Origin of the sequence: Streptomyces alkaliphilus, assembly GCF_014141535.1 — a bacterium.
Lineage (GTDB): Bacteria > Actinomycetota > Actinomycetes > Streptomycetales > Streptomycetaceae > Streptomyces > Streptomyces alkaliphilus.
Genome location: NZ_VKHT01001251.1, coordinates 1 through 1,236 on the forward strand (window position 1 = coordinate 1; position 1,236 = coordinate 1,236).

Genomic DNA, 1,236 nt, shown 5'->3' on the forward strand with positions numbered 1-1,236 from the left:
GTGGGCCCCTCCCCGCTGTCTCCCCGAGCGCCCGTTTCCCCGGCTCGTAGGTTTTCCCGCCGGTCCGGTCCCACATGTCCATCGTTCGATTCGCGGGTCCGAAACCCGCTCCCACACCCCCTGACGGGAGTTCACATGCCAGGCGCCATCCACGCCGAGGGGCTGGTGAAGACCTTCGGCGACGTCCGTGCCCTGGACGGGGTCGACCTCGACGTGCCGGAGGGCACGGTCCTCGGCCTCCTCGGGCCCAACGGCGCGGGGAAGACCACCGCCGTCCGGATTCTCACCACCCTGCTGCACCCCGACAGCGGGCACGCCGAGGTGGCCGGCCTCGATGTCCTCACCCAACCCAACGAGGTGCGCCGCTCGATCGGCCTCTCCGGCCAGTTCGCCGCCGTGGACGAGTACCTCACCGGTCGTGAGAACCTGCGCATGGTCGCCCGCCTCTACCAACTGTCGGCCGCCGACGCCCGCCGTCGCGCCGACGAACTGTTGGAGCGCTTCAACCTCGCCGAGGCCGCCGACCGCATCGCCAAGAACTACTCCGGCGGCATGCGGCGGCGTCTCGACCTGGCCGCCGCCCTGGTGGTCAGCCCGCCCGTGATGTTCATGGACGAGCCCACCACCGGCCTGGACCCGCGCAACCGCCAGGCGCTGTGGGAGGTCATCAAGGAGTTGGTCGCCGGCGGCACCACCCTGCTGCTGACCACCCAGTACCTCGAGGAGGCCGACCACCTCGCCGACAGCATCGCGGTCGTCGACCACGGTCGGATCATCGCCCGGGGCACCTCCGACGAACTCAAGCGCCGCAGCGGCGGGGACGTCGTCGAGGTCATCGTCCGGGACGCGAGCCGAGTGGAGGAGACCCGCGCCGTCCTCACCCGGCTGAGCGACGGCGAGGCCGGCGTCGACACCCACACGCGCCGGCTCACCGTGCCGGCCGTCGGCGGCGCCAAGCTGCTGGTGGAGGTCATCCGGGAACTGGACGCGGCGGGCATCGCGATCGACGACATCGGCCTGCGCCGTCCCACCCTGGACGACGTCTTCATCTCGCTCACCGGCCGCACGGCCGAGGACCCGGACCTCGCCGCCGACGCCGCCGGGGAGGCCGCCGACACCCACCCGCACGGGAAGAACGCCCCGACCGCCCCCGACGGCGGAGCCGCCGGACCGGCCGCCGCCCGTGCCTCCCGGACCACGAACCCCGAGGAGGGCTCGCGATGAGCGCCACCGCAC

General features: G+C 72.8%; 1 protein-coding gene. It reads left to right on the plus strand.

Translation table 11 applies throughout. The annotated features are described in order from the left end of the window. The first annotated feature begins 135 nt into the window (after positions 1-135). Positions 136-1,224, plus strand: coding sequence for an ATP-binding cassette domain-containing protein (locus FNQ90_RS23760; protein ID WP_182608225.1), 1,089 nt, complete (start codon positions 136-138; stop codon positions 1,222-1,224). The last annotated feature ends 12 nt before the right edge of the window (positions 1,225-1,236 follow it).

Bases quoted from the DNA above. Each gene is read 5' to 3' on its own strand.
- FNQ90_RS23760 (WP_182608225.1), top strand. From the start codon at position 136: ATGCCAGGCGCCATCCACGCCGAGGGGCTGGTGAAGACCTTCGGCGAC.